Origin of the sequence: Tessaracoccus palaemonis (genome assembly GCF_019316905.1) — a bacterium.
In the GTDB taxonomy this organism is placed as follows: domain Bacteria; phylum Actinomycetota; class Actinomycetes; order Propionibacteriales; family Propionibacteriaceae; genus Arachnia; species Arachnia palaemonis.
Map to the genome: position 1 here is coordinate 2003416 of NZ_CP079216.1, position 22689 is coordinate 2026104.

The window sequence follows — 22689 nt, forward strand, 5'->3', positions numbered from 1 at the left end:
CCACGCGGTACGTTGGGTGACGTGCCGAGCCAGACGACCCCCCGCAGACGCGTCCGCCTGACGCCGGAGGTGCGTCGTCGCCAGATCGTTGACGCCGCCGTGCGGCTGGTCGGCGAGCGGGGCTTCTACGGCGTCTCCCTGCAGGATGTCGCGGACGCCGTGGACCTGACGCAGCCGGGGCTGCTGCACTACGTGGGCTCCAAGGACGGCCTGCTGCGGCTGCTGGTCGAGGAGGGCTACGACCGCCGCTTCGACCCCGAGGACTACATCGCGACCGGGGACCCGTCGGCCACGCACCCCGACGGCGCCTCGCTGCCCGGCTACCTGCGCTACCTGGTGGCCCACAATGCGGAGAACCCGCAGCTGATGCGGCTCTACATGGTGCTGGGCGTCGAGGCCGCCTCCCCGGAGCACCCGGCCCACGACTACTTCCGCAACCGCCCGGACGCCGTGTGGGGGCTGTACTCCGGCACGCGGTGGCGGCTGCCGGAGGCGGTCGGCGCCTGGAAGGACCAGCGCGGCCTGGTCGAGATGGCGATCGCGGCCATGGACGGGATGCAGATCCGCTCGTTCCGCGAGCCCCCCATCGACCTGGTCGAGGAATGGGACCGCTACGAGCGCGTCCTCTTCCCGTCGCCGCTGTGGGACGACTGCCGCTGACCGCGGGTCGTTGAGCTTGTCGAACGCCAACCCGGTTCGTTGAGCTTGTCGAAACGCCCTGAGCGCAGCGAAGGGTCCCAACCCAACCACCGCCACGTCTCGCTCCGCTCGACGCCCTTCGACGAGCTCAGGGAACCGAAGACGAGCTCAGGGAACCGAAGACAAGCTCAGGCAACCGCAACCGGTTCGTTGAGCCTGTCGAAACGCCCTGAGCGCAGCGAAGGGTCCCGCCCGACAGTCAGCGCAGCGCGTAGGCGAAGATCGACGCGGCGGTGGCGACGTTGAGTGAGTCGACCAGGTCCGTCATCGGGATGGTCACGTGGTCATCGGCGGCGGCCAGCCAGGCGTCGCTCAGCCCGCTGCCCTCGGTGCCGAGCAGCAGCGCGAGCTTCTCCGGCGCCTCGTAGTCCTTCAGCGGGACGGCGCGCGGCGACAACGTGGACGCGACCAGCCGGAAGCCGGCCTCCTTCAGCCGGGCGAGGTCGGCGTCTCCGTCGAGGCGGCGCCAGGGCAGCTCCAGCGAGGCGCCCATCGACGACTTGATGGCGCGACGGTAGAGCGGGTCCGCTCCCCCGGCCGAGACGAGCACCCCGTCCCAGCCCAGCCCGGCGGCGACGCGGATGATGGCGCCGGTGTTGGCGTGGTCGACGACCTCCTCGCACACGATGAGGCGGCGCGCCTCGAGCAGCTGGTCCCAGCCGGCCTCCGCGGGGCGGTCGAAGGAGCCGAGCGCGCCGCGGTGCACGTGGAAGCCGCTGACCTTCTCGATCAGCTTCTCGGTGGCGACGTAGACGGGCACGTCGGGGAACCGCTCCAGGAGGGGCTCGAGGTCGGCGAGCCAGCGGGGCTGCAGCAGCAGCGAGCGGGGTCGGCAGCCGGCGGCGAACGCGCGCTCGATGATCTTCAGCCCCTCGGCGATGAAGCGCTCCTCGCCGCGGCGCAGCTGCGCGTCGCGCAGGCCGACGAAGTCGGCCAGTCGGGGGTCGGCGGCGTCCGTGATGTCGATCTGCACCCGACGAGGCTACCCCGACGTGGAGGATGGCATGCCGCTAGCCTGAGCCGGTGAAGTTCAAGCCGGACCCGATCCTGGTCATCATCCTCGGCACGCTCGCGCTGGCGCTGGTGCTGCCGGTGAGCGGCACCGCCGCCGACGTGCTGGAGGTCGTGACGAACGTCGGCATCTTCGTCCTGTTCTTCGGCTACGGCGCGCGCCTGTCCGGCGCGGAGGCGCTCGCGGGGGTCCGGAACTGGAAGCTGCACCTGGCCATCCTGGGCTGCACGTTCGTGGTGTTCCCGCTGATCGCGCTCCCGATCCTGGCCATCCCCGACGCGATCCTGTCCGAGCCGATGCGCATCGGACTGGTCTTCCTGTGCCTGGTGCCGTCGACGGTGCAGTCGAGCGTGACTTTCACGTCGCTGGCGGGCGGCAACATCGCCTCCGCGATGGTGGCGGCGACCGCGTCGAACGTGATCGGCGTGATCGTCACGCCCCTGCTGGCGATGCTGTTCATCCCTGCCTCGAGCGGCGGCGCGATCGGGTTCGACCAGCTGCTCGACGTCGTCGTGAAGCTGCTGCTGCCCTTCGTGCTGGGGCAGGCCTCCCGGTTCGTGACCGCGTCGTTCATGGCGCGGCACCGGTCGCGGCTGAGGCTGCTGGACCAGGCGGTGATCTTCCTGATCGTCTACGGCGCCTTCTCGCACCTGCGCGTCTCCGGCGTGTGGCGCCAGGTGGCGTGGACCGACCTCGTGCTCATCGTCGTGATCGTCGCGGCGGTGCTGGCCTTCATGTTCTGGTTCACCTGGCACGTGGGCGGCTGGCTCGGCTTCGACCGCGCCAACCGGATCGCCGTGATGTTCTGCGGCACCAAGAAGTCGCTCGCGACCGGCGTGCCGATGGCGAGCGTGCTGTTCTCCGCCAGCGCGGTCAGCGTGATCGTGATCCCGCTGATGCTCTACCACCAGCTCCAGCTGCTGGTCAGCAGCTTCCTGGCCGGCCGCCTGCGTCGGGGGACGCCCTCGGGCTAGACGTGGAAATCCGGACCGGCGGATGGCTGACCGTCAGGGGACCCGCCCGACGACGCCGGGTCGACGGCGTCCCCGATGGCCGGCGCACCGTGCGGGTGCGGAGTGTTGCCGCCCAGGGTCCGCTTGGCGCGGGGGGCATCCAGGGACTGGGCCTCCGAGATCGCCTTCTCCACGGTCTTGTTCGAGAGCTCGCGGTCGCGGCGGGCCTGCTCCTCGATCTCGGCCTGCACGTCGACCCGCTCGGGCGCAGTGAACTGCGCGGCAGCCCTGGAGACGTACTCGCGGACGTCCCTCTCGCCGGACACCTGGCCGAGTCCCTTCAGTGCGTCGTTCAGCTCGCTCGGGACGATCCACACCTTGTTCGCGTCCCCGGCAGCCAGCTTCGGCATCATCTGCATGTACTGGTAGGCCAGCAGCGCCTGGTCGGGCTGCCCGGCGTGGATGGCTTCGAACACCGCGGTGATGGCCTGCGCCTCGCCCTCGGCGCGGAGCATCTGCGCCTGCCGGTCGGCCTGGGCGCGCAGCACCTGCGCCTCGCGGTCGCCCTGCGCCCTGAGGATCGCTGCCTCGCGGTCGCCGCCCGCGGCGAGGATCTGCGACTGGCGCTGGCCCTCGGCCAGCAGGATCTGGGCGCGCTTGTCGCGCTCGGCGCGCGCGCCCTTCTCCATGGCGTCGCGGATGGTGGGCGGCGGCTCGATCGCGCGCAGCTCCACGCGGTTGACCTTGATACCCCACTTGCCGGTGGCGTCGTCGAGCACGGCGCGCAGCCGCTGGTTGATCTCCTCGCGCGACGTCAGCGCGGCCTCGAGGTCCATGCCTCCGATGATGTTGCGCAGCGTCGTCATGGTGAGCTGCTCGATGGCGGCGCGGTAATTCTGCGCCTCGTAGGCCGCCCGCACCGGGTCGACGATCTGGAAGTAGATCACCGAGTCGATCGACACCATCAGGTTGTCCTCGGTGATCACGCCCTGCGGCGGGAACGGGACGACCTGCTCGCGCATGTCGAGCGTGTAGCGGATCTGGTCGAAGAACGGGACGACGAGGTGCGGCCCGGGCTCGAGCGCCTTGCGGAACTTGCCGAGCCGCTCGACGATCGCGACCTGCTGCTGCCGGATGATCTTCAGCGTCGCCATCAGCAGCAGCACGACGAGGATCGCGAGCGCGATGAGGACGAAGACACTCATGTCGGGCATGGCGGACTACCTTCCGAGCGGGCGGTTTGTCGGGTAGACGAGCAGCACGATGCCCTCGATGCCGAGCACCTCGATGCTCTCGCCCGCCTCGATGGTCATGGACGGATCGTAGGACCGCGCGGGCCACGTCTCGCCCTGGATGGTGACCTCCCCGCTGCTGCCCGTGATGGGCACGGAGTTGGTCGTCTGGGAGCCGATCAGGTTGTCGAGGCTGGAGCGGTAGCCGGGCGCCCGGCGCACGCGCTCGAGCAGGGTCGGGCGCAGCAGGAACAGCGTGGCGACGGCGGTGGCGAGCGCGACCAGCGCCTGCAGCCACACCATCGACGGGAAGATCAGTGCGGTGACGCCCCCCATCAGCGCGCCGGAGGCGAGCATGAGCAGCGTCAGGTCGAGCGTGAGCAGCTCGGCGGCGGCGAGCAGAAGCGCGAGGATCCCCCACCCGGCCCACAGGTGGCTGGAGATCCAGTCGAAGAACTCGCTCATCTGATTCCCCGGGCGCTCCACCTGCCGTCGACGTGCCCGACCTCGAGCGGCAGCCCGAAGGCCGCCGACAGGTTGGCCGCGGTCAGCGTCTGCCCGATCGGGCCCTCCGCGACGACGCGGCCGTGGTCCAGCAGCAGGCAGTGCGTGATGCCGTCGGGGATCTCCTCGACGTGGTGCGTGACGAGCACCGTCGCCGGGGAGTCGGGGTCGAGGCACAGGTCGGACAGGGTCTGTACGAGGGCCTCGCGGCCGGCCAGGTCGAGGCCCCCGGCGGGCTCGTCGAGCAGCAGGAGCTCGGGGTCGGTCATCAGCGAGCGGGCGATCTGGACCCGCTTGCGTTCGCCCTCGCTCAGGGTGCCGAAGGTCCGGTCGGCCAGGTGGTCGACGCGCAGCGAGGCGAGCAGCTCGTCCGCGCGGGCGACGTCGTACTCGTCGTACTCCTCGCGCCAGCGCCCCACGATGGCGTAGGCGGCCGAGAGCACCACGTCACGGACGGTCTCGTGGTCGGGGATGCGGTGTGCCAGCGCCGAGGACGTGAGCCCGATGCGCGGGCGCAGCTCGAAAATGTCGACGGCCCCGACGACCTCACCCAGCAGACCGACGACGCCGTCGCTCGGGTACATCTGTGCCGACAGCAGCTGCAGCAGGGTGGTCTTGCCGGCGCCGTTGGGGCCGATCACGACCCACCTCTCGCCCTCGTCGACGATGAGGGAGATGCTGTCCAACAGGACGGCGTCCCCGCGCCTGACCGTAACCCCCGCGAGTTCTGCCACCGATGCCATGCGACCAACCTACTAGGGTTCGCCCCTCGAAGTGGGTCAGGCGCCGGTGGAGTGCAGCCCGCCGTCGACGTGGACCATCTCGCCGGTGGTGGCGGGGAACCAGTCGCTCAGCAGGGCGACGACGGCCTTGGCCGACGGCACCGCGTCCGAGGAGTCCCACGACAGCGGCGCGCGCTCGGCCCAGATGTCGTTGAACGACGCGGCTCCGGGGATCGCCTTCTTCGCGACGGTGTCGACGGGGCCGGCCGCGACCAGGTTGCAGCGGATGCCGTCGGGTCCGAGGTAGCGGGCGAGGTAGCGCGACGTGGACTCGAGCGCGGCCTTGGCGACGCCCATCCAGTCGTAGGCCGGCCAGGAGACGCGCGCGTCGAACGTCAGGCCGACGACGCTCGCGCCGGTGTTCAGCACGGGCTTCGCGGCCATGGTCAGCGACTGCAGCGAGTACGCCGAGATGTGCAGCGCGTTGCCGACGGTGTCCCAGTCGGTCGTCAGGAACGCGCCGCCCAGCGCCTTCTCCGGGTCGGCATAGGCGATGGAGTGCACGATGCCGTCGAGCCCGCCGGTGAGGTGTTCCTCGAGCTTCGCCGGCAGCGCGGCGAGGTGCTCGGGGTCGGTGATGTCGAGCTCGATGATCGGCGGGACCGTCTCCAGCTTCGACAGCGCCCGCGTGGCGGGGGCGACGGCGCGGCCGGCGGCGGACACCACGACGTTGGCGCCCTCCCGCTGCGCGATCTCGACGACGGCGTACGCGATGGACGTGCGCATGGTGACGCCCGTCACCAGGATGTTCTTGCCCTCAAGCAGACCCATGTTCAGTTGCCTTTCAGTGACCCATGCCGAGGCCGCCGTCGACGGGCAGCACGGCTCCGGAGATGTAGCCAGCCTGGTCGCTGGCGAGGAAGAGCGCGGTGGAGGCGACGTCGTCGACGCTGCCGAGGCGGCCCGCGGGGATCCGCTTCTTGTAGTCCGCGATGACGTCGTCGCCGAGGACCGCGGTCATGTCGGTGTCGATGAAGCCGGGCGCGACGACGTTGCACGTCACGCCGCGGGTGCCGATCTCGCGCGTCACGCTGCGGGCCATGCCCACCAGCGCAGCCTTGGAGGAGGAATAGTTGACCTGGCCGGGCGAGCCGAGCAGCGCCACGACCGAGGAGACGAGCACGATGCGGCCGAAGCGGGCGCGCATCATTGCGCGGGACGCGCGACGGACGACGCGGAAGGTGCCGGTGAGGTTGGTGTCGATGACGGTGTCCCAGTCGTCGTCCGACATGCGCATCAGCAGCGTGTCCTTCGTCACGCCCGCGTTGGCGATGAGGATCTCGACGAAGCCAAGCTCGGCCTCGACGTGCTCGAAGGCCGCGTCGACCTGGACCTGGTCGGTGATGTCGCACACCACGGGCAGGACCCCGTCGGGGACTCCTCCGGAGCGGCAGGTGGCGGCGACGCGGTACCCGGCGTCGCGGAACGCCTCTGCGATGGCCCGGCCGATGCCTTTCGAGCCGCCGGTCACCAGGACTACTCGTGCTTGATCTGTCACAAGGCAGCAACTTACCGCAGGGCGGGGGTTCACCCCTGAGCGGACTCACGGGCGGCTCCCGCGGGGGTGGCGCGCGGCTAAGCTGGCGGCCATGTCCAGGAGCAGCGACGCGACGCTCATCACGAGCGCGCGGAAGGGCGCCAGCCTCGACGTGGCGGAGCGGCAGCGCCGCTACCTGATCACGATGGGGCTCCGCACCGCCTGCTTCATCGCCTTCCTGTTCGTGCCCGGCTGGTGGAAGGTGGCGTGCCTGATCGGCGCAGCGGTGCTGCCCGCCGTCGGCGTCCTGCTCGCCAACAACGCCGACCACCACACACCGGCAACGGTGGCCGACGACGAGGACCCGTCGCCGCGCCCCGCCATCGCCCCCGGCCCCGTGGTGAGGGGCACCGTCGAGAACGAGGAGACTGACCACCCGTGAGACGACAGGTAATGCGCTGGATCAGCATGGGGGTGCTGGTCGTGGTGCTCGTGACGGCCTTCATCATGCTCGGCCGCTGGCAGCTGGACCGGCTGGAGCAGCGCCGGGAGCGTAACTCGGCGGTCGTGGCGCACGAGAACGACGAGGTGCAGCACTACACCGACGTGATGAACAAGACGATCGAGGAGGGTGACCAGTGGTTCACGGTCACCGCCACGGGCACGTTCGAGCCACAGCAGTTCCAGGTCCGCTACCGCACCCACGACAACGCCTACGGCACCGAGGTCGTCGGGGTGCTGACGACGCAGGAGGGGGACCACCTCCTGGTCGACCGCGGGTTCCTGGCGCGCGAGTCCGGTCAGCCCGACGGCGAGATGCCGCCGGTCATGACGGGCGAGGTCACCATCACCGGCTACGTGCACCGCAACGAGTACGGCGACGAGAACGCCCAGACCCCGCACGGGGACCAGGTGCGGCTGATCAACTCCGACTCGCTGGGCGAGGCACTGGGCATGGACCTGGTCAACGGCTACGTGATCCTGATCGAGTCGGATCCTGCCGACACCGGCGGCCTGACGCCGCTCGGCACGCCCGAGCTCACGGAGGGGTCGCACTTCAGCTACGCGCTGCAGTGGTTCTCGTTCGCGGCCATCGCCGTCGGAGGGCTCGTGGTGCTGATCCGCGCCGACATCCGCGACCGGAAGAAGGCGAAGCGGAAGGCCGCGGAGGCTGCGGCCTCCCCAGAGTCGCCGGTGGGCTCCCCCGACGCGGTCGACGCGGGCGGCAAGGTCGGCGGCTCGTGAGCGGACTCGACTGGACCCGCTGCCCGCACTGCTCGCTGCCGCTGGGCCGCGTCGAGGGCTCGCTGCGCTGCGCCGCGGGCCACGGCTACGACGTCGCCAGGCAGGGTTACGTGAACCTGCTCGGCCGGGCTGCCCCGGCCAACGCCGACACCCCGGCCATGCTCGAGGCCCGAGCCAGCTTCCTCGCGACGGGTCGGTACCGGCCCATCGCCGACGCGATCGACTCCCGTGTCGGCGATGCGAGGCGGATCGTCGAGGTAGGCGCCGGCACCGGCTGGTACCTGGCCCGCGCGCTCGACGCGTCCCCCGCCGCGGAGGGGCTGGCGACCGACGTGTCCGTCGCCGCCGCGAAGCGCTGCGCCAGAGCCCACCCGCGGATGGACGCGGTCGTCGCGGACACCTGGGTGGGGCTGCCCGTGCAGGACGGGGCCGTCGACCTGGTGCTGTGCGTCTTCGCCCCGCGCAACGCGGCCGACTTCGCCCGCATCCTCGCCCCGGGCGGGCGGCTGGTCGTCGTCGTCCCCCGCGCCGGGCACCTGGCCGAACTCCGTGAGCGGGACGGCCTACTGGAGGTCGCCGACGACAAGGCGGACGCGCTCGTCGCCTCCCTCGGCGACGCGGGCTGGGCACACCTCGGCGGCGAGCGGGTCTCCGGATCCATGGACCTGACCGCGCGGGAGGCCGCCGACCTGGTCGGCATGGGGCCGAACGCCTTCCACGAGCACGGCGATGCGGCCGCCCCCATCACGACCACCCTCGACGTCGACGTGCTGGAGTTCGCACGCCCCTGAGCCGCGTGATGCTGGCTAGAGTGACGGCCATGCGCAACGCAGCGGGCACCCGCTGGGGATTCGGACTGGGCACGCTCGGGCGCGACATGGTCGCCGCGCTCGTGTCGCTGTACCTGATGTTCTACCTCACCGACGTGCTGGACATCTCGGGCGCCCAGCTGGGCGTCATCACGACGATCCTGGTGGTCATGCGCGTCTTCGACGCGGTCAACGACCCCGTGATGGGCGTCATCGTCGACAACACGCACACGCGCTGGGGCAAGTTCCGGCCCTGGATCTTCTGGGGAGCGCTCGCCTGGGCCGTCGCGACGCTGCTGATGTTCTTCGACTTCGGCGCCGACGGCTGGGGCTATGTCATCGCGTTCACGGTGATCTACCTGGTCTATGAGGTGTCCTACACCATCAACGACATCGCGTTCTGGTCGATGCTGCCGGCCCTGACCAAGGACCAGAAGGAGCGCGAGAAGATCGCGGGCGTCGCGCGGATCTGCGCGAACGTCGGGCTGTTCTCGGTGGTCGTCGGCCTGGTGCCGGTCACCGCCGCGCTGACCGAGGCGCTGGGCTCCGCGGAGGCAGCGTGGTTCGCGTTGGCCGCGGCGCTGGTGGTCATCATGCTGGTGTTCCAGACGTTCACGCTCCTGTTCGCGCGGGAGCAGGTGGCTGCGGAGCCGCAGTCCACCCCGCTGCGGGAGCTGTTCCAGGTGATCTGGCGCAACGACCAGCTGATGTGGGTGACGCTGGCGATGATCGCCTACATGGCCGGATACCTGACCACGACGTCGTTCGGCCTCTACTACTTCAAGTACATCTTCGGCGACGAGGGCGCGTATCCGATCTTCGCCGCGGTGCTGGGCGTAACCCAGATCGTGGCGCTGGCGCTGTTCCCCGTCGTGTCGAAGCGGCTGACGCGCGGCCGCATCCACCTGACCGCCACGGTGCTGTCCATCGCCGGCTACGCCGTGTTCTGGCTGTCCGGCACGTCTCTCGGGCTCGTCGGGGTCGCCGGCGTGCTGCTCTTCACCGGGCAGGGCGCCATCCAGCTGCTGCTGGTGATGTTCATCGCGGACAGCGTCGAGTACGGCGAGTGGAAGCTCGGCCGCCGCAACGAGTCGGTCACGTTCTCGCTGCAGCCGTTCATCTACAAGCTGGGCAACGCGATCGCGTCGGGCGTCGTCGGCGCGACGGTGATCGCGTCGGGCATCGACCGCGCGGCCGGCCCCGCCGACGTGACCGCCGAGGGGGCCGGGCTGTTCAAGGTCGCGATGCTGGCCCTGCCCGCCGCGCTGATGGCGGCGAGCTGGCTGATCATGCGGGCCGGGTACCGGCTCGACGAGGCCACCTACGCCGGCATCGTCGCGGACCTGGAGGAGCGACATGCCACTCGATAAGGGAGACCGGCTCGGCGACCTGTACGCGACGCCGGTCGGGCGCGACGTGATCGACAAGATCCTGCTGCAGTCGGCGCTCCCCCGCGGCCTGGTGAAGGCCGTCTCGGGGCTGCGGATCGGGACGGTGGACAAGCTCACCGACCGCCTGATGGGGCCCGGCGTGATGGAGACGGTCCTCGGCCTGGTCAACGCGGAGCCGGACGTGCCGCTGACCGGCGAGGCCGAGGGCGACGACCCCTGGTGGCGCTCCGCCGTGTTCTACCAGGTCTATCCCCGCTCGTTCGCGGACTCCGACGGCGACGGCGTCGGCGACATCCGGGGCATCATCGAACACCTCGACCACCTGGAGGACCTCGGCGTCGACTGCCTGTGGCTCTCCCCCATCTTCGCCTCCCCGAACCGGGACATGGGCTACGACATCAGCGACTACCGCGCGGTGATGGACGAGATGGGCACGCTGGCCGACGTCGACGACCTGATCGCCGGCTGCCACGAGCGCGGCATGCGGATCATCCTCGACCTCGTCGTCAACCACACCTCCGACGAGCACGAGTGGTTCCGCCGCGCCGTCGCCGACCCGGACGGGCCGTACGGCCGCTACTACTTCCTCGAGGAAGGTACCGAGGACGCGCCGCCGAACAACTGGAAGTCGTTCTTCTCCGGCCCGGCGTGGCGCTGGATCCCGGAGGCGAAGCGGTGGGCGCTTCACCTGTTCGCCGACTCGCAGATGGATCTGCGCTGGGACAATCCCGACGTGCAGCGCGAGGTGGCCGACGTCGTGCAGTGGTGGCTGGGCCGCGGCATCGACGGCTTCCGCCTCGACGTCATCAACTACATCTCCAAGGCGCCCGGCCTGCCGGACGGTCACCCCTTCGTCGGGCAGCTGCTGGAGTTCACCGGGGTCGAGCACTACTTCTACGGACCCAGGCTGGGCGAGTTCCTGCGGACGCTGCGCCGCGACGGGTTCACGCGGGACCGGCCGCCGGCCTCGACGCCGCGGGAGCGGCTGGCCGACGGCGCGCTGGGCGGCCCGCTGCCCGCCGACGAGGTGGGCGTGATGGTCGGCGAGACCCCCGGCATCGGCGTTGAGCTCGGCCGGATGCTGAGCGCCCGGGGCCGCGACGAGCTGGACCTGACGTTCAACTTCGACGTGCTCGAGCCGCCCGGACGCGTGCGCTGGGACAGCTACGCCTACGACCCGGAGTACCTGAAGCGCTACTGGCGCGACTACCTGGCGAGGCTCGGCCCGCGCGACTGGATCTCGGTGTTCCTCGACAACCACGACAACCCGCGGATGCTCAGCAAGATCGGGGCGGGGCGCGAGGCCGACCCCGCCGTCCGCACGGCCATCGGCAAGCTGCTGGCCACGCTGCAGCTGACGATGCGCGGCACTCCCTTCCTGTTCCAGGGTCAGGAGCTGGGGGCCGTGAACCAGGAGTTCGCGTCGCTGGACGACCTGCGCGACGTCGAGTCGATCAACCGCCTGCCGGAGCTGATGGCCTCCGGCCTGGGGCCCCGCGCGGCGTGGGCGCAGATCCTGTCGGGCACCAGGGACCACGCGCGGGTGCCGATGCGGTGGACGCCGGGCGGCGGCTTCACCACCGGGGTCCCGTGGCTCGCCGGCACCGACGAGGTCCCCGGCTTCTCCGCGGCCGAGCAGGCCGCCGACCCTGACTCCGTGTACTCCTGGCACCGCGCGCTGATCGCGCTGCGCCGTCGGCACCCGGCGCTGACCCGCGGGTCACTCACCTGGGTCGCGCCGCGCCGCCGCAACTACCTCGCCTACGTGCGCGAACTGGGCGGGGAGGCCTTCCTGGTCGAGTGCAACGCGTCGGACACGGCGATGCGTCGCCCGTCCGCCGCCCCGCCGGCCGAGCCGGTGCTGGGGATCAGGGACGGGCGCCGCCTGGCTCCGTGGGAGGCGAGCGTGAGCCGGGTGCTGTGACGCCTCACCGTGGACTGGCCCTGTCAGGCCAGGTCGATCAGCTCGGCGTAGTCGTCGCTCCACAGGTCCTCGACACCGTCGGGCAGCACCAGCACCCGGTCGGGTTCGAGGGCCTCGACCGCCCCCGGGTCGTGCGTCACGAGCACGACCGCGCCCGCGTAGGTGCGGATGGCATTGAGCACCTCAGCGCGGGAGGCGGGGTCGAGGTTATTGGTGGGCTCGTCGAGCAGCAGGACGTTCGCGGCCGACACGACGAGCATCGCCAGCGCCAGGCGGGTCTTCTCGCCGCCGGAGAGGACGCGTGCCGGCTTCTCGACGTCGTCGCCGGTGAAGAGGAACGAACCGAGCACCTTGCGGACGTCGGTGTCGTTGAGGTTGGGCGAGGCGCTGACCATGTTGTGTAGCACGGACTGGTTGACGTCCAGCGTCTCGTGCTCCTGCGCGTAGTAGCCGATCTTGGCGCCGTGACCCAGCTCGACCCGACCCGACGACGCCTCGTCGATGCCTGCCAGGATGCGCAGCATGGTCGTCTTGCCGGCGCCGTTGAGGCCGAGGATGACGACCTTCGAGCCCTTGTCGATGGCGAGGTCGACGGCCGTGAACACCTCGAGCGAGCCGTAGGAACGGCTGAGGTCGTAGCCGCGCAGCGGCGTCTTGCCGCACGGGGCGGGTTCCGGGAAGCGGATCTTGGCGACCTGGTCGCTGACTCGCTCCCCCTCGACTCCGGCCATCAGCTTCTCGGCCCGGCGGGCCATGTTCTGCGCCGCGACGGCCTTGGTGGCCTTGGCACGCATCTTGTCGGCCTGCGCCATCAGCTGAGTGGCCTTGCGCTCGGCGTTGGCGAGCTCGCGGCGTCGGCGCTTCTCGTCGGTCTCGCGCTGCAGCAGGTAGCGCTTCCAGTTCATGGAGTAGATGTCGAGCACCGAGCGGTTCGCGTCGAGGTGGAACACCTTGTTGACGACGGCGTCGAGCAGCTCGGTGTCGTGCGAGATGACGATGAGGCCGCCGCTGAACCCCTGCAGATAGCTGCGCAGCCACAGGATGGAGTCGTGGTCGAGGTGGTTGGTCGGCTCGTCGAGCAGCAGGGTGTCGGCGTGGCTGAACAGGATCCGTGCGAGCTCGATCCGTCGTCGCTGGCCGCCGGACAGCGTCTTCAGGGGCTGCGACAGCACGCGGTCGGGCAGGCCAAGGTTCGACGCGATGCGCGCCGCCTCGGACTCGGCGCCGTAGCCGCCGGCCGCGACGAACGCCGCCTCGGCGCGCGTGTAGGCGGCCATGGCCTCGTCGCGTCCGACGCCGGCGGCGGTAGCCATGGTCTCCTCGGCCTTGCGCATGCGGCGCATGGTCTCGTCCAGGCCTCGCGCGCCGAGGATGCGGTCGCGGGAGATCTGCTCGGGGTCGCCGGATCGGGGGTCCTGAGGGAGGTAGCCGAGCTGGCCGGAGCGGGTCACGGTGCCGCCGGCGGGCAGCGCCTCGCCGGAGAGGATCTTGGTCAGGGTCGTCTTGCCGGCGCCGTTGCGCCCGACGAGTCCGATCCTGTCACCGGGGGTCACCTGGAAGCTCACGGGGCTGAGCAGCAGCCTTGCGCCGACGCGCACCTCGATGTCATTGACCTGTAGCACCTACCCATTTTCCCCGCTGCGCCCGCAGAGTCCAAACCGCGCCCCGTCGTCCCCGTCCGACCACACCCCGACACCCCGGATCTGCCGGACCTTCTCCGAAAATCGACCAGTGCCCGCTTCTCCCCGGTCCGGTCACGAGAATCGCCCACTGCCTTCGGCCGCCGCGAGCGCGAAAAGCGACCACTGCCCGCTTCTCCCCGGTCATTCGAGGAGAAGCGACCACTGCCCGCTTTTCGTGAGGGGCCGGACGACGTGGGCGGCGAAGGCCCGTTGGGGACGGCGGTGCGCCGGGTCAGCCAAGGCGACGACCGTTCGCCGCGTCAGCCCAGGCGACGGCGACGCGCGAGGAGGACCGCGTCGACGGCGAAGATCAGCACCGCGACCCACACCAGCGCGAAACCCGCCCAGCGGGCCGCGGGCATTGGCTCGCCGAAGGCCAGCCAGCCGACAAGGAACTGGCCGATCGGCGCGAGGTACTGCAGCATGCCGATCGTCACCAGCGACACCTTCCGGGCCGCGTCGGCGAACAGGATCAGCGGGATGGCGGTGACGATGCCCGTCGTCGCCATCAGCAGGCCGTAGCCGCTGAACAGGTCGACGGTGCCCCCGCCGGTGACACCGAGGTAGATCAAGTAGCCGAGCGCGATCGGCGCGACGGCGGCGGTCTCCATGGCGAGGCCGGGGGTCGGCGCGACGGAGCGGCCGGCCAGCTTCTTCACGAGCGAGTACGTCCCGAAGCTCAGCGCCAGGGTGATCGCGATGAACGGGAACTCGCCGTAGGCGACGACCAGCACCACCACCGCCGCGGCCCCGAATCCGAGCGCGATCCACTGCGCCCTCCGGAGCCGCTCCCCCAGCACCAGGACGCCGAGCAGCGTGACGGCAAGGGGGTTGATGAAGTACCCCAGTGCCGCGTCGAGCGTCCGCCCCGTCGCGACGCCGTAGACGTAGGTCGTCCAGTTGATCGCGATCAGCAGACCGGCGACGCCGAGCACGAGGGCGGAGCGTCGGTCGCGGAGGATGGCGCGCAGCTGGCCGAGGCTGCGCGTGACGGCGAGCAGCAGCAGGCAGAAGACCAGCGACCACAACGCGCGGTAGGCCACGACCTCGAACGCACCCGACCTGGCGAACAGCACGAAGTAGAGCGGGAACAGCCCCCACAGCGCATAGGCGGTGATGCCGCTGATCAGGCCGGTCTTCGTCTTCTCCACCGGCCCAGACTAGGGGCGCCGCGCCCGGCGGCTCGGCGTCGTCTCGCCGCCTGCCCCGTCGCCCATGAGCCCCGCCGGATCTGGGACCCTCGCTGCGCTCGGGGCGTTTCGACAGGCTCAACGACCCGTGGTTCCCTGAGCTTGTCCCGGTTCCCTGAGCTTGTCCCGGTTCCCTGAGCTTGCGCCGGTTCCCTGAGCTTGTCGAAGGGCGCCGAGCGGAGCGAGGTGTCGAACTCGGCCTGGCACCCCTCGCTTCGCTCAGGGCGTTTCGACAGGCCTGTGCTGAGCCTGTCGAAGTGCTCAACGAGCCACCGCCTCAGCCCAGCCCGGCCAGGAAGTCGAGGATCGCCTTCTCCCACTCCTCCTTGTGCGACAGGTTCGCCCCGTGCGGCCCACCCTCGATCGGGACGACCTCGGCCTGCGGGATGTAGTTCTTCATGCGCGCGGCCGACGGCTGGTACGGCACGTTCTGGTCCTGCGTCCCGTGCACCACGAGGGTCGGGACCTTGATGGCCTCGCAGTCCTTGCGCAGGTCCGTCGCCCAGATCAGGATGCACGCGACGGCGTTGACGGGGTCGCTCTGGTGCGCGATCCGCAGCGCCTCCGCGCGGACCTCCTCGGGCACCTGGATACCCGCGTCGTTGCTGAAGAACGTGGTGATGAACGAGTCGAGGAAGCCGTCGCGGTCGTCGCGGCAGCTCTCGGCCATCCCGGTGAAGCCGTCGATAGGCATGCCGCCGTCGGGATTGTCGTCGGTGATGCACAGCGCGGGCGTGATCGCGCCGGAGAAGATCGCCCCGGCGATGCGCCACGGGTCGTGGCGGCCCAGGAACCGTGCGACCTCGCCCCCGCCCATCGAGAACCCGAGGATGACGCCGTCCCGGAGGTCGAGTGCCTCCAGCACGACGGCGAGGTCGTCGGCCAGCTCGTCGTAGTCGACGGCGACCTGCGGCTTGTCGGACTGGCCGAACCCGCGCCGGTCGTAGGTCACGACCCGGTATCCGGCCGACGCGAACGTCGGGATGTTCGCCGTGAACGACTCCCCCGACAACGGCCAGCCATGGATGAGGACCAGCGGGCGACCGTCACCGCCCGAGTCGGTGTAGTGCAGGTTGACGCCGCTGGGCGTGGTGAGAGTTGGCATCGTTGCTCCTTCTCGTGGGCCTATACCTGGAAAATACCGGAGCGCGGGTCGACCCTGAAGATCTGGTGGCAGATGAGGTGGAGTTCCACACCGACAGGGCCCTGCCTGATCACCGACTTGTTGCTCGGATAGGGTTTCGGACTGCCCCTCCCTGCGCTGATCGGCGCCCCAGGCAGCGGGAATCTGCGATGGCAACAGCCGGAAGGGCGTATCCGTGGACCAGCAGCCGAGCACCTCGGTCATCATCGTCGTCAAGAACGGTGCGCCCCACATCGGGCGACAGCTGGATGCACTCGCGAGACAGGTCGACGCACCCACCTTCGAGGTGATCATCTCCGATAATGGATCGACCGATGGGACCCGCGACGTCGTCCACCGCTGGGCAGCCGAGCAACGGCCCGCGTTCGAGCTACGCGTCGTCGACGCCGGGGCCAAACCAGGGATCTCCTTTGCGAAGAACACGGCCGCGCGCGTTGCGAAAGGGTCCGTGTTCGCATTCTGCGACTCCGATGATGAGGTGTCTGAGCGCTGGGTTTCGATCGCTCATTCCAGCATCACCCCCACTGTCGACGCCGTGGGAGGCCGGGCGGTCGTTGCGGAGGGCTCCGGACGCGATCAGTTACCCGAGGGATTGTGGTCCTTCGGATATCTGCCCTTTGCCCTGGGAGGCAGTTTCGCCGTCAGCCGTGAGGCCTACTTCGACATCGGCGGTTTCGACGAGTCGCTGCCGCCGTACGGGTTTGAGGACGTCGATGTGTCCTGGCGGATTCAGGAGGCGGGCTACGCACTGGCGTACGAGCACGATCTGTGGATCACCTTCATCCCCACGCCTCGGTCACGGGTTGTCCGCAAGGAGTTCCTCTCCTCCAAGGCCCGCGTCGCGCTGGCACAGCGCCATCCACACTTCGTGGACCGCCCCTATTCGCTCGGCTACTGCGTCCGCGATCTTGCCACCCACGCGGCCCTCCTGCCCATCAGGCTTCTCCGCCCACGCCATTCCCGCATCCGGGAGGTGAAATGGCTCGTCGATTCCGCAGGACGACTGGCGGGCTACTGGCATTACTACACACTCAAGCGCGACAGCTTGCCTGTGCTTCTCAGGGAACCGCAGTTGGGCGAGGCAATTTGATCGACGCTCCCGGTGTCACGTCATCGCCGGAGTCGGTTCACTGCTGGTTGACACCCCGGGCGTGATCCGAGATTTCCCAGACGCCAACGATATGCACAGACGCCAAGGGTATTCGCGCGTATTTCGTTGGCGTCTGCGTATTTCGTTGGCGTCTACGGAAGGGGCGGCCGACAGGAAACAGCGGCCTCCGACAACAAGCGTGTAACGATTGAATAACGGTTGGGCCGATTAGGCACATTCGCCTATTCCGACGCACTTTCTGTCAGTCCCGACGGCTGTACTAGAGGTATGGAAACGACGCCGGCAGCCGAGCTCGCGCAGTACCTCGACGGTACCGTGCAGCAGCTCGCCCACGCCCGCGTCGCCGGGCTGAGCTTCGCCGAACAGGTCAAGATCCTCCACCTCCTCGCCGGCTTCGAAGACCGCGTCGCCGCCCTCCGATCCACCATCATCCGCGAAGCAGACCTCGCCGCCACGAAGAGCACCGACCTCGCCCCACTGATCCACGCCACCTCGCGCGTCACCGCGCGCGAAGCCGCCGCACAGGTCCGCCTCGCCAAAGACCTCGAGACCTACCCCCTGCTCAGGGATGCCTGGAGCGACGGCACCCTCTCCCAGGCCCAGCTCCGCGGCATCATCCGCGGCCTGCGCCGCATCCCCATCACGCTCGGCCCCGCCCAACTCGACACCGCGCAGCAGGAACTCCTCCAGTGGCACGACCAGCTCGACCCCCAGGCCTACGAACACCTCGCCGCACACCTCGGCACCCTCCTCAACCCCCACGCCGCCGACCAGGCCGAAGCCCGCAAGATCGAACTCGACGCCCGCACCGCCCACGCCACCCGCGAAATCCTCATCGCCGACGACCACGCCGGCTCCACCCTCATCCACGGCCGCGTCCCCCGCGCCATCGGCGAAGCCCTCCGCGCCCAACTCGACGCACTCATCCCCACCGCCCAGTCCTACGCCGACGCCGGCGAGCCCGTCCCCTCCATGGCCGCGCGCAGAGCCGACGCCCTCGAGGAATGGACCGCACGCCTCGCCGGAGACCACACCCTCCCCTCCAAAGCCGGCGACCGGCCCGTGATCTACCTCACCATGACCGCCACCGAAGCAGACAACCGCGAAACCCAGGCCACCCTCCTCAACACCGGCGAACGGCTCTCCGCAGCCGAGACCCGCCGGCTCGCCTGCGACGCCCGCTTCGCCCGCCTCGTCCTGAACGCCGAAGGCGCCCCCCTCGACCTCGGCCAGACCAGACGACTCTTCACCGGCCCACTACGCCGCGCGCTCGCCGCCCGCGACCGCGGCTGCGCCTTCCCCGGCTGCGACGCACCCCCCATCGCCTGCGAAGGACACCACATCAACCCCTGGCAGAACGGCGGAGAAACGAAACTCACCAACGCCGCCCTCCTCTGCCCCGCCCACCACCGACTCGTCGAACCCGACCCCGCCAGACCACCCGAACTCCAATGGCAGGTCCACCTCGACCCCGACACCCTGCTCCCCGCCTTCACCCCACCCACCACCATGCCCGGCAACAGACAACCACGCATCCACCACCGCTACCTCCTCCAGCGGGAGGTCTACAGGCTGAGGCGCTGACGGAGTCCGTGGCGGAGCTGTGCCGTCGCCCGGGCGTAGCTCGGGTCGGCGCCCTCTTCACGCGACCGCGCGTCGCAGTGCAGGCTGTTCTGGAACCTCTCGTGCAGTTCCCACGCGTCGCGGCGCGCACGGAGCCCGGCGGGGTCCTCGGGCGGTGACCCGAGCGAGCGTGACTCCTCGACGTACGCGCGGATGAAACGGTCGATCGCGGCGTCGTCCATCGGGACGTACCAGCGACCACCCATGATGGTGCCGCCGATCATGGCCAGGTCGTTCGCGACGTCGCCGATCCGCGACCACTCCCAGTCGATGAATCGCGGCACCCCGTCGTCGCCGACGACGACGTTGGTCGCGACGAGGTCCGCGTGCACGAACGCGTAGGTGATCGCCTCGAACTCCCCCGCCACGTCGTCGAGCCGACGGTGGATCTCACCGGCCAGCCGACGCGCCTCGGGCGTGTCGCCGACCTCCGGGTGATGCGCCGCCCACCACTCCGCACCCGCGTCGAACTCCGCGACCAGGTCCAGCCGGTCCACGTCCTCGACCGGGAATCGCCGACGGTGCAGGCGCGCCAGCTGGCCGGCGTGGCGGGCCAGCAGCGCGTCGTCCCACTCCCCGGCCGGCACGTGACGACCGGCCACGTGCGACGACACCAGGTACGGGTGCCCCAGCGCGTTGTCCGACGCCTCGTCGACGGCGAGCGGCACCGACCCGACCCCGGCCGGGATCAGCGGAGCCGCGCGCAACTCCCCGGCCATCCCGCGCGGCAGCTCGTCGACGGGCCGAACCGGCAGCCGGAACACCAGCGAGCCTCGCCCGTCGCTCGCCAGCCAGGCGGCGTAGCTCTCCCCCACCCCCAGCGCCTCGACGCGCACCACCGCCGGGTCCAGCGCGACGGGCAGCGCCAGCCCGCCGGCGCGCAGCACGCCCTCGAGCCGCGCACCAGCGACGAAGGCCGCCCGCCGGAACTCTCCGGGGGCGGCCTTCACGTGGTCATCAGAGGTTGTAGCCAATGGCGCGCAGCTGCTCGCGGCCGTCCTCGGTGATCATCTCCAGCGTCCACGGCGGCAGCCAGACCCAGTTGATCGTCACGGAGTTCGCCAGCGTGTCCAGCACGTACTTGGTGTCGTACTCGATCTTGTCGGTCAGCGGGCAGGTGGGCGACGTCAGGGTCATGTCGAGCGTGACGTTGCCCTGCTCGTCGACCTGGCAGCCGTACAGCAGGCCGAGGTCGACGACGTTGACCATCAGCTCGGGGTCGACGACGTCCTTCATCGCCTCGATGATCTCGTCACGGGTGGCGACGGCGGTCGCCTTGGGGGCGTCGACGGCGTCGACGTCGGGCAGTTCGTCGCGGACCAGGTCGCTGGGCCGCTGTTCAGCGTCGTACATCACTTCTCCTTGGCGGTGGCTTGCAGGGCGGCATCGCGCAGGGCGGACCACCCGAGGAGGGCGCACTTCACGCGCGCCGGGAACTTGGACACTCCGGCGAAGGCGATGGCGTCCTCGAAGACGTCCTCGTCGGGTTCGATCCTGCCCTGCGACTGCATCATCTCCAGGAACCGGTCGTGCAGGTCGAGCGCGTGCCCGACCGAGCCGCCGATGAGCAGGTCGGTCATCACGGAGGTGGAGGCCTGCGAGATGGAGCAGCCCTCGGCGTCGTACGAGATGTCGGTGACGGTGTCACCGTCGACCTTGACCCGCAGCGTCAGCTCGTCGCCGCACGAGGGGTTCACGTGGTGCACCTCGACGTCGCCGGCGCGCAGTCCCGCGTGGTGCTTCTCGCGGTAGTGGTCGAGGATGATCGTCTGGTACAGCTCGTCGATGTTCACTTGACTCCTCCCAGTCGCGGCGCGAAGTAGTCGCGCGTGAACACTAGCGCGTCGGCCAGTGCGTCGATCTCGGCGGGTGTGGTGTAGAGGTAGCTCGACGCGCGCGTGGAGCTCTGGTGCCCGAGCCGCCTGTGGAGCGGCCTGGCGCAGTGGTGCCCGCCGCGGATGGCGACGCCGCGCGAGTCGAGGACCTGCATCACGTCGTGCGGGTGGACCCCGTCGAGGTTGAAGGAGATGGCGCTGCCGCGTTCGACGGCCTCGGTCGGGCCGAGGATGGTGAGCCCGTCGATCGCGGTCAGCTTCGCCAGCGCGTAGGCGGTGATCTCGTGCTCGTGCGCCTCGATGGCGTCCATGCCGATGCCGGTCAGGAAGTCGACGGCGGCGCCCAGCCCGACGGCCTGCGCGATCGGGGGCGTGCCGGCCTCGAAGCGCGCGGGCGGCGCGGCGTAGGTGGAGCGCTCCATCTCGACGATCTCGATCATCTCGCCGCCGCCGAGGAACGGGGGCAGGGACTCGAGCAGGTCGTAGCGTCCCCACAGGACGCCGACGCCGGTCGGGCCGCACATCTTGTGGCCCGTGAAGGCGACGAGGTCGGCGCCCAGCGTCGCGACGTCGATCGCCTGGTGCGGGACGGCCTGCGACGCGTCGACCACCATCACCGCGCCGACGGCGTGCGCCTGAGCTGCGATGTCGGCGACGGGGTTACGCGTGCCGAGCACGTTGCTGACCCAGGTCAGCGACACGACCTTCGTGCGCTCGTTGATCAGCGAGTCCCGCTCGGCGGCCTCGAGGTCGAGCCGGCCCTCGTCGGTGACGTCGAACCAGCGCAGCGTCGCGCCGGTGCGCTGGGCGACCAGCTGCCACGGGACGATGTTCGAGTGGTGCTCCATGACGGAGATGACGATCTCGTCGCCGGGGCCGAGCTTCGCGCCGAGGGTGTTGGCCGCGAGGTTGAGCGCCTCGGAGGCGTTCTTCGTGAAGACGATCTCCTCGGGCCGGCCGGCTCCGACGAACGTCGCGACGTTCGCGCGGGCCCCCTCGAAGGCGCCTGTCGCCTCGGCGCCGAGCAGGTGCATGGCGCGCGCGACGTTCGCGTTGTGCTGCAGGTAGTGCTCGGCGATGGCGTCGACGACCTGCTGCGGCTTCTGCGAGGTGTTGGCCGAGTCGAGGTAGACCAGCGGGTAGTCACCCACCCCGCGCTGCAGGATCGGGAAGAGCTGCCGGATGGCTTCGACGTCGTACACGGGATTCCTCACCTTGGCTGAGCTGTCTGAAGAGTGTGCCGGCGGGCCCGCCGTGCGGCGGACCCACCGGGACCGGGCAACGGTCAGACGCCCGCAGCCTCGTTGGCCCGGACGTAGGACTCGTAGCCCTCGGCCTCGAGCTTGTCGGCGAGCTCACGGCCGCCGGTCTCGACGACCTTGCCGTCGACGAACACGTGCACGACGGTGGGCTCGATGTAGCGCAGGATGCGCGTGTAATGCGTGATGAGCACGACGGCGCGGTCGCCCTGCCCGGCGTAGCGGTTCACGCCCTCGGAGACGACCTTCAGCGCGTCGATGTCGAGGCCGGAGTCGGTCTCGTCGAGGATCGCGGCCTTCGGGTTGAGCAGCTCGAGCTGCGCGATCTCGTGGCGCTTCTTCTCGCCGCCGGAGAACCCCTCGTTGACCGAGCGGCCGGCGAAGGTCTTGTCCAGCTGCATGCGGCCGAGCGCGGACTCGACGTCCTTGACCCAGTGGCGGACCTTGGGCGCCTGACCGGCGAGGGCGGTCTTGGCGGTGCGCAGGAAGTTCGCGACGGAGACGCCGGGGACCTCGACGGGGTACTGCATGGCCAGGAACAGGCCGGCGCGGGCGCGCTCGTCGACCGTCAGGTCGGTCAGCTCGACGCCGTCGAGCTTCACGGAGCCGGAGGTGATCTTGTACTTCGGGTGCCCGGCGATGGCGTAGGCCATCGTGGACTTGCCGGAACCGTTGGGGCCCATGATGGCGTGGATCTCACCGGGGTTGATGGTGAGGTTGACGCCCTTGAGGATCGGCTTGTCGCCCTCCTCGGTGATGACGTCGGCGTGCAGGTCGGTGATGACGAGCGTGGACATGGTAAGCGGTACTCCTAGAT

The 22689-nt window shown here is 70.0% G+C and carries 23 protein-coding genes; 9 read left to right on the plus strand and 14 right to left on the minus strand.

The annotated features are described in order from the left end of the window. Positions 1 to 21 precede the first annotated feature (21 nt). The gene (locus KDB89_RS09105; protein WP_255555859.1) at positions 22 to 660 is read left to right on the plus strand and encodes a TetR/AcrR family transcriptional regulator; all 639 of its coding nucleotides are present in this window, start codon (positions 22 to 24) and stop codon (positions 658 to 660) included. A gap of 238 nt (positions 661 to 898) precedes the next feature. Here the strand turns inward: KDB89_RS09105 and KDB89_RS09110 are convergent, their stop codons facing one another. Continuing rightward, positions 899 to 1672 (minus strand): TrmH family RNA methyltransferase, encoded by a 774-nt coding sequence (locus KDB89_RS09110; protein ID WP_219080367.1) that lies wholly within the window; start codon positions 1670 to 1672, stop codon positions 899 to 901. Between the two features lie 50 nt (positions 1673 to 1722). On the opposite strand from KDB89_RS09110, the gene KDB89_RS09115 reads away from it, so the two are divergent. Next, positions 1723 to 2685: a bile acid:sodium symporter family protein gene (locus KDB89_RS09115; RefSeq protein WP_219080369.1), complete on the plus strand. Its 963-nt coding sequence runs from the start codon at positions 1723 to 1725 to the stop codon at positions 2683 to 2685. Here the strand turns inward: KDB89_RS09115 and KDB89_RS09120 are convergent. From KDB89_RS09120 to fabG, 5 genes are read right to left on the minus strand one after another with little or no spacing between them, the layout of a single operon-like run. Next, the gene (locus tag KDB89_RS09120; RefSeq protein WP_219084263.1) at positions 2682 to 3869 is read right to left on the minus strand and encodes an SPFH domain-containing protein; all 1188 of its coding nucleotides are present in this window, start codon (positions 3867 to 3869) and stop codon (positions 2682 to 2684) included. The genes KDB89_RS09115 and KDB89_RS09120 overlap by 4 nt on opposite strands. 15 nt (positions 3870 to 3884) lie before the next feature. Next, positions 3885 to 4361 carry an NfeD family protein gene (locus KDB89_RS09125; RefSeq protein WP_219080371.1) on the minus strand — a complete coding sequence of 159 codons (477 nt, stop codon included), beginning with the start codon at positions 4359 to 4361 and terminating at the stop codon, positions 3885 to 3887. Further along, positions 4358 to 5143 carry an ABC transporter ATP-binding protein gene (locus KDB89_RS09130; protein ID WP_219080373.1) on the minus strand — a complete coding sequence of 262 codons (786 nt, stop codon included), beginning with the start codon at positions 5141 to 5143 and terminating at the stop codon, positions 4358 to 4360. The genes KDB89_RS09125 and KDB89_RS09130 overlap by 4 nt, the downstream gene beginning before the upstream one ends. 36 nt (positions 5144 to 5179) lie before the next feature. Next, positions 5180 to 5953, minus strand: coding sequence for an enoyl-ACP reductase FabI (gene fabI / locus KDB89_RS09135; RefSeq protein ID WP_219080375.1), 774 nt, complete (start codon positions 5951 to 5953; stop codon positions 5180 to 5182). Between the two features lie 13 nt (positions 5954 to 5966). Next, on the minus strand, positions 5967 to 6680 hold the full coding sequence (fabG, locus tag KDB89_RS09140) for a 3-oxoacyl-ACP reductase FabG (protein ID WP_219080377.1): 714 nt from the start codon (positions 6678 to 6680) through the stop codon (positions 5967 to 5969). Positions 6681 to 6771: 91 nt separating this feature from the next. Between fabG and KDB89_RS09145 the strand changes: the two genes are divergently transcribed. The 5 genes from KDB89_RS09145 to KDB89_RS09165 are packed head-to-tail and all read left to right on the plus strand — an operon-like array spanning position 6772 to position 12028. Further along, the gene (locus KDB89_RS09145; protein ID WP_219080379.1) at positions 6772 to 7101 is read left to right on the plus strand and encodes a DUF3099 domain-containing protein; all 330 of its coding nucleotides are present in this window, start codon (positions 6772 to 6774) and stop codon (positions 7099 to 7101) included. Next, on the plus strand, positions 7098 to 7904 hold the full coding sequence (locus KDB89_RS09150; protein ID WP_219080381.1) for an SURF1 family cytochrome oxidase biogenesis protein: 807 nt from the start codon (positions 7098 to 7100) through the stop codon (positions 7902 to 7904). Before KDB89_RS09145 ends, KDB89_RS09150 begins: the two co-directional genes overlap by 4 nt. After that, the gene (locus KDB89_RS09155; protein WP_219080383.1) at positions 7901 to 8695 is read left to right on the plus strand and encodes a putative RNA methyltransferase; all 795 of its coding nucleotides are present in this window, start codon (positions 7901 to 7903) and stop codon (positions 8693 to 8695) included. The genes KDB89_RS09150 and KDB89_RS09155 overlap by 4 nt, the downstream gene beginning before the upstream one ends. 29 nt (positions 8696 to 8724) lie before the next feature. Next, on the plus strand, positions 8725 to 10083 hold the full coding sequence (locus KDB89_RS09160) for a glycoside-pentoside-hexuronide (GPH):cation symporter (RefSeq protein WP_219080385.1): 1359 nt from the start codon (positions 8725 to 8727) through the stop codon (positions 10081 to 10083). Beyond that, positions 10070 to 12028 (plus strand): alpha-glucosidase, encoded by a 1959-nt coding sequence (locus KDB89_RS09165; RefSeq protein WP_219080387.1) that lies wholly within the window; start codon positions 10070 to 10072, stop codon positions 12026 to 12028. The genes KDB89_RS09160 and KDB89_RS09165 overlap by 14 nt, the downstream gene beginning before the upstream one ends. A 23-nt stretch (positions 12029 to 12051) precedes the next feature. Here KDB89_RS09165 and KDB89_RS09170 read toward each other — a convergent pair whose 3' ends face one another. The 3 genes from KDB89_RS09170 to KDB89_RS09180 all read right to left on the minus strand — a co-directional run bounded on the left by KDB89_RS09170 (position 12052) and on the right by KDB89_RS09180 (position 16005). Beyond that, entirely contained in the window at positions 12052 to 13650 is a 1599-nt protein-coding gene (locus KDB89_RS09170) for an ABC-F family ATP-binding cassette domain-containing protein (RefSeq protein ID WP_219080389.1), read from the minus strand. 320 nt (positions 13651 to 13970) lie between these two features. Next, entirely contained in the window at positions 13971 to 14861 is an 891-nt protein-coding gene (rarD, locus tag KDB89_RS09175) for an EamA family transporter RarD (RefSeq protein WP_219080391.1), read from the minus strand. A 316-nt stretch (positions 14862 to 15177) separates the two neighbouring features. Then, positions 15178 to 16005: an alpha/beta fold hydrolase gene (locus KDB89_RS09180; RefSeq protein WP_219080393.1), complete on the minus strand. Its 828-nt coding sequence runs from the start codon at positions 16003 to 16005 to the stop codon at positions 15178 to 15180. A 214-nt stretch (positions 16006 to 16219) separates the two neighbouring features. On the opposite strand from KDB89_RS09180, the gene KDB89_RS09185 reads away from it, so the two are divergent. Further along, positions 16220 to 17134 (plus strand): glycosyltransferase family 2 protein, encoded by a 915-nt coding sequence (locus KDB89_RS09185; RefSeq protein ID WP_219080395.1) that lies wholly within the window; start codon positions 16220 to 16222, stop codon positions 17132 to 17134. A gap of 288 nt (positions 17135 to 17422) precedes the next feature. Further along, positions 17423 to 18739 (plus strand): HNH endonuclease signature motif containing protein, encoded by a 1317-nt coding sequence (locus KDB89_RS09190; RefSeq protein WP_219080397.1) that lies wholly within the window; start codon positions 17423 to 17425, stop codon positions 18737 to 18739. Here KDB89_RS09190 and KDB89_RS09195 read toward each other — a convergent pair. The 5 genes from KDB89_RS09195 to sufC form a co-directional block, all read right to left on the minus strand. Beyond that, on the minus strand, positions 18721 to 19728 hold the full coding sequence (locus KDB89_RS09195; RefSeq protein ID WP_219080399.1) for an aminoglycoside phosphotransferase family protein: 1008 nt from the start codon (positions 19726 to 19728) through the stop codon (positions 18721 to 18723). The genes KDB89_RS09190 and KDB89_RS09195 overlap by 19 nt on opposite strands. A 7-nt stretch (positions 19729 to 19735) precedes the next feature. Continuing rightward, the gene (locus KDB89_RS09200) at positions 19736 to 20131 is read right to left on the minus strand and encodes a metal-sulfur cluster assembly factor (RefSeq protein ID WP_439654843.1); all 396 of its coding nucleotides are present in this window, start codon (positions 20129 to 20131) and stop codon (positions 19736 to 19738) included. After that, a complete protein-coding gene (gene sufU, locus KDB89_RS09205) occupies positions 20131 to 20571 on the minus strand; it encodes a Fe-S cluster assembly sulfur transfer protein SufU (RefSeq protein ID WP_219080406.1) in 441 nt (146 codons plus the stop codon). Before sufU ends, KDB89_RS09200 begins: the two co-directional genes overlap by 1 nt. Next, positions 20568 to 21815, minus strand: coding sequence for a cysteine desulfurase (locus KDB89_RS09210; RefSeq protein ID WP_219080408.1), 1248 nt, complete (start codon positions 21813 to 21815; stop codon positions 20568 to 20570). Before KDB89_RS09210 ends, sufU begins: the two co-directional genes overlap by 4 nt. An 83-nt stretch (positions 21816 to 21898) precedes the next feature. Further along, positions 21899 to 22669, minus strand: coding sequence for a Fe-S cluster assembly ATPase SufC (sufC, locus tag KDB89_RS09215; protein ID WP_219080410.1), 771 nt, complete (start codon positions 22667 to 22669; stop codon positions 21899 to 21901). Between the last annotated feature and the right edge of the window lie 20 nt (positions 22670 to 22689).

Bases quoted from the DNA above. Each gene is read 5' to 3' on its own strand.
- fabI (WP_219080375.1), bottom strand. From the start codon at position 5,953: ATGGGTCTGCTTGAGGGCAAGAACATCCTGGTGACGGGCGTCACCATG.
- KDB89_RS09160 (WP_219080385.1), top strand. From the start codon at position 8,725: ATGCGCAACGCAGCGGGCACCCGCTGGGGATTCGGACTGGGCACGCTC.
- KDB89_RS09165 (WP_219080387.1), top strand. From the start codon at position 10,070: ATGCCACTCGATAAGGGAGACCGGCTCGGCGACCTGTACGCGACGCCG.
- sufC (WP_219080410.1), bottom strand. From the start codon at position 22,669: ATGTCCACGCTCGTCATCACCGACCTGCACGCCGACGTCATCACCGAG.
- KDB89_RS09130 (WP_219080373.1), bottom strand. From the start codon at position 5,143: ATGGCATCGGTGGCAGAACTCGCGGGGGTTACGGTCAGGCGCGGGGAC.
- KDB89_RS09125 (WP_219080371.1), bottom strand. From the start codon at position 4,361: ATGAGCGAGTTCTTCGACTGGATCTCCAGCCACCTGTGGGCCGGGTGG.
- KDB89_RS09120 (WP_219084263.1), bottom strand. From the start codon at position 3,869: ATGAGTGTCTTCGTCCTCATCGCGCTCGCGATCCTCGTCGTGCTGCTG.
- KDB89_RS09190 (WP_219080397.1), top strand. From the start codon at position 17,423: ATGGAAACGACGCCGGCAGCCGAGCTCGCGCAGTACCTCGACGGTACC.
- KDB89_RS09200 (WP_439654843.1), bottom strand. From the start codon at position 20,131: ATGTACGACGCTGAACAGCGGCCCAGCGACCTGGTCCGCGACGAACTG.
- KDB89_RS09145 (WP_219080379.1), top strand. From the start codon at position 6,772: ATGTCCAGGAGCAGCGACGCGACGCTCATCACGAGCGCGCGGAAGGGC.
- KDB89_RS09180 (WP_219080393.1), bottom strand. From the start codon at position 16,005: ATGCCAACTCTCACCACGCCCAGCGGCGTCAACCTGCACTACACCGAC.